Genomic DNA, 3,944 nt, shown 5'->3' on the forward strand with positions numbered 1-3,944 from the left:
AGGTCAACAGGGAGGTTGGCTAAGCTCTTTTCAATAGCATTAATGTCGGCTCGCTTCATGATACTCTCCACTGAAGGACTGTTTATACAGTAGTATATACAGTATTATTAGAGCGTACCAACAGTGAAAACCAACATAGCCATATTCAACCAGTATTATTCGAGTTGAGATCTGAACCACGAAACAAAATAAGGGAGATCGTTGTTGAACGCTTTTTCAGCTACCCTCGGAGACTCACAGGTGCGTCACAAGACGCTGCTTGAGTACGACACCTGTGAGTCTCCGAGGGCACGCCATTCATCAGCGATCGCGTTGTCTTTTTTGTTGCCATTCTCATCTTTTCAGTACGTCGTTAACCACTGGCCTGGAGCCACGTCGCATGCTCATTAACTCTGAGCGGTCTGAGAGGATGGTGGATTCTGGTAGCTTTGCTGGACTGGGCTGCCAAACAAGGTCACTGGTCGTGTTGACCACATGAGCTTTGAGCATGGCCCCGTGCTGGACGATGCGGGTGCGTCGACGAAGCAGATCCCGGGTTGCCCGCATCTCCTTCGGATAAACGTAGGCCAGCGGGAAGTTGCCGCCCTTCATGAGCATGGCGATCTTGAAGGAATCGATACGGTCGTTCTTGGTTTTACCACCGTGGATGACCTTCATGTAGAGCGCGTGCCCCAGGATGAAGTTGATGCCGTGTTCTTCACACAGATCCGAGATCCAGTACCAGCAGTGCATGCATTCGACGCCAACCACAAGATCATCGCGAAAGGGTTCGAGCAGTGCCAACAGCGGTTCCAGACGAGCTTTGATTTCCTTGTGCAGCAACACCTCCCCCTGCTGGTCGAGGATGCAGACGTACAGGCTGCGGGCGTGCAGATCGATTCCACAATAATGCCTGTGACTGCTATGGTAAAAGTTCATGAGTCTTCTCCCTTGTAGTGCTTGGTCGCCTTCCAGCTTAGCGGGCAACCGCTGGGCTGGGGAGAAGGCTCAATCAGTATCAAGTCACTCAACCGGACGCCAAAAGCGTGGCGCTTTTGGTTCCCTCCGCTTCGCTACGGCGCCGGTTAGTTCAGCGTTATGTTTGTAAGGAGTCAGACTCTCGCGCATGAAATTTAAAAACATTGAAATGCTTATTGATGGGTCAGGTGAAATTACTATCGGACAAGTTGGGCCGGTTCGTTGCGCCGCCACCGCTTCTGATGACCATCAGTGCCTTCGTTACCAATATACACGCGGCAGATAGTCAGTTTAAGCAGGCCGTACCGGGTTTGGTAGTGACTCATGATGTTTTGGGGTGGGAGCTCTTGAACTGAGCGCCAATCGCGATTTGTCCCGATCACGTTATCACGTTCGCCAGGTGGAGTCAGGTAGGCGGGTACTCGGGTCATAGCCGTCATAGCCCTTATCAAGCCGTGCGAAGTCACGGATTCAGGAGTATACGTTTGCATGAAATTGCTTTGATTCTTAGAATGAGAAAAGATTAGCGAAAAATAAAATGAGGCATATTAAGTAATGGAACCAGATAAATTGATGGAAGGCATTTCCAAGGAGATGTCTGTTGCTCTAAAAGCTATGGGTAAAGCCAAGACGGCTGAAGAAAAGCTCATGTACAGTGAAATAGTTAAAAACTTAAGCGAATCGCTTGGGGTTTTTCTCGGTTTGATGAGCGAAATGTCATATATGGAAGATGATGATGGACCAATTCCGTTTTAAAATGACAAAATTTGAAATACCAATGGTTTAAATAGTCTTGTGGTGAAAACTACATTGGAATCTTAAATCACCAATGTGGATGTCATTTGCTAACAAGTGCCTGCAATCGGAAATCGGACAGCCAAAACTGTCACTCAAATTGCTTGCGCAATTTAAGCACCAATTTTGTCTGCCGTTGAGACAGAGGTTATGCAGGGGGCCAAAATGAAGCCACGGATTAGTATGATCACTTTGGGGGTAAATGACCTGCAACGCTCAATTGTGTTCTATGAGCAGGGGTTAGATCTTCCGCGAATGGACTCTCCGCCTGGGGTGGCATTCTTTACGCTGAATGGGACCTGGCTCGGATTATATGGGCGTGAAGCTCTGGCGGAAGATGCGTCGGTGTCTGGAGAATCAAGCGGATTTGCAGGGTTCAGCTTGGCGCACAATGTTAGTTCCGAGCAAGAGGTTGACCAAGTTATGACTCAGGCTGCATCAGCCGGTGCCGTTGTCACGAAGCCTGCTCAGGAAACGGATTGGGGTGGCTACGCAGGTTACTTTTCTGATCCAGATGGTTATCTCTGGGAAGTGGCTCACAACCCGCTGTTCTGGGTCGGGCCCTCAGATGAACCTGCATAACAGTCGCTGTAGTACGCGGCCGATGGCCGCCGGACGCCCTTTTCATTGCGGCTTCGCCTTCATTACAAGGGCGCCGCTAAGCTCATTCGTTATGCCCCTCTCTCAGCTTACTTTGTCGTATACTAACGCTTGACGTTATTAACGCTCTGCGTCATCATTTCTCTATGATCATATCGTTCAAGTGTAAGGATACCGAGAAGCTGGCAAGCGGACGTCGCGTCAGACGCTTCGTCAATTTTGAGCGAGTTGCCTTGAGAAAAATTCGGCAACTCCAGGCTGCAAGCCAGTTGGATGATCTTAAAGTACCGCCCGGCAATATGTTGGAGCCATTGCACGGTGACCGCCAAGGTCAGCACAGCATTCGAATCAACGGGCAGTTCCGGGTTTGCTTCCGCTGGACCAAGGCTGGTGCGGAAGATGTCGAAATTGTTGATTACCATTAGGAGGTAACTCATGCGCAACATTGAAGCTGTAACGCCAGGCGAGTTACTGAAGGAAGAGTTCCTTGAGCCGATGGGTATTTCTCAATACCGCTTGGCTAAAGAGATTGGGGTGCCTGCTCAGAGGATCGGCCAGATTATTGCTGGGAAGCGTTCGATAACCGCAGACACGGACCTGCGACTTTGTCGCTTCTTTGGTTTGTCCAATGGCTACTGGTTGCGAGCTCAGGCAGCCTATGACACTGAGATTGCGGAAGATGCGCTTGAGGATCAGCTGAAGAATATTCGTCCGTGGAGTGCTGTATCAGAAATCGGGCATAGGGCATAACCGGCTGCACGGCGACCGGTTTTCCGCCGCCTCGCGGCTCCAAACCGGCGCGTGAGCCGGGCGGTGTGCCAGGCATGGCCCCAGACTTGTCGGGTGAAAGTCCCGATACCAGGTATTCGCAGAGCCGAAGGTTAGCGAAAGGGTAAGGGCAAACCCACGAGGGGAAGTCTCCGGAGCGCCGGCCGGAAGTAAGCCCAACGCAAAATTGCGGGATGACGGACAGGAGCTGGATAAGAGGTGTGGCATCGGTGGGGCCAGTGGGCACGTGACCATTAAGCCCGCCATCTGCACTTGGCCGGCGTTTTATAAAACCAGCATTTACGCAATGAAAGTCGGGTGTCTTACCCTGGGAGATCTCCTGATGCTGCGCTGGGACGCAGCGTGCAGCCGAAAACCGCTGGGAGCTGAGTGATTGGCTCCGACCGCACCGGAGAAACAGCAATCGCTGTCTCTGGAAACAGGGGGTGAAGTGGTGGCTGGATCTGGCAGGGAAGACACTCCGGTTGTTCACGATCAACTGATGGAGCGGGGTGCTGGAAAGGGACTACCTGCGCCGTGCCTTCCGTCAGGTCAAACGCAACAAGGGAAGCGCGGGGATAGACGGCATGACCGTTGACGACCTGACCGCCTGATCCAGCAGGCACTGCTCCAGGTCTTGCAGGCGGAGTGGGACAGAAGCTTCTACCCGGCGAACGCGGGGGGAGTTATGGTGATTTCTGGTGTATGGAAGCAGGCTGAAGAGGTGGCGTATCCTGTTGGTTGATCACCGCGACGATCACAACCAACAGAGGAATGATACGCCATGTCCAAGTCTAACCTGCATGCTCTTTCACAACCAGAGA

Annotated in this window: 4 protein-coding genes and 1 pseudogene; 4 read left to right on the forward strand and 1 reads right to left on the reverse strand. The window is 51.8% G+C overall.

Translation table 11 applies throughout. The features are described 5' to 3' along the window. Window positions 1–456: 456 nt before the first annotated feature. Window positions 457–918: pseudogene (locus tag AC13C0_RS00090) on the reverse strand (IS110 family transposase); the annotation flags it as partial. A 594-nt stretch (window positions 919–1,512) separates the two neighbouring features. Here AC13C0_RS00090 and AC13C0_RS00095 point away from each other — a divergent pair. The 4 genes from AC13C0_RS00095 (at window position 1,513) to AC13C0_RS00110 (ending at window position 3,102) form a co-directional block, all read left to right on the forward strand. Next, complete coding sequence (locus tag AC13C0_RS00095) at window positions 1,513–1,713, forward strand: hypothetical protein (protein ID WP_117618982.1); 201 nt, start codon at window positions 1,513–1,515, stop codon at window positions 1,711–1,713. Window positions 1,714–1,917: 204 nt separating this feature from the next. After that, complete coding sequence (locus tag AC13C0_RS00100) at window positions 1,918–2,334, forward strand: VOC family protein (protein WP_117618983.1); 417 nt, start codon at window positions 1,918–1,920, stop codon at window positions 2,332–2,334. Window positions 2,335–2,498: 164 nt separating this feature from the next. Beyond that, window positions 2,499–2,777, forward strand: coding sequence for a type II toxin-antitoxin system RelE/ParE family toxin (locus AC13C0_RS00105; protein WP_341580995.1), 279 nt, complete (start codon window positions 2,499–2,501; stop codon window positions 2,775–2,777). Window positions 2,778–2,787: 10 nt separating this feature from the next. Then, a complete protein-coding gene (locus tag AC13C0_RS00110) occupies window positions 2,788–3,102 on the forward strand; it encodes a HigA family addiction module antitoxin (protein WP_044385058.1) in 315 nt (104 codons plus the stop codon). Window positions 3,103–3,944 lie beyond the last annotated feature (842 nt).

Source organism: Marinobacter sp. B-21 (assembly GCF_056857895.1).

Excerpts from the sequence above, each read along its gene's own strand:
- AC13C0_RS00095 (WP_117618982.1), top strand. The coding sequence starts at position 1,513 with ATGGAACCAGATAAATTGATGGAAGGCATTTCCAAGGAGATGTCTGTT.
- AC13C0_RS00100 (WP_117618983.1), top strand. The coding sequence starts at position 1,918 with ATGAAGCCACGGATTAGTATGATCACTTTGGGGGTAAATGACCTGCAA.
- AC13C0_RS00105 (WP_341580995.1), top strand. The coding sequence starts at position 2,499 with ATGATCATATCGTTCAAGTGTAAGGATACCGAGAAGCTGGCAAGCGGA.
- AC13C0_RS00110 (WP_044385058.1), top strand. The coding sequence starts at position 2,788 with ATGCGCAACATTGAAGCTGTAACGCCAGGCGAGTTACTGAAGGAAGAG.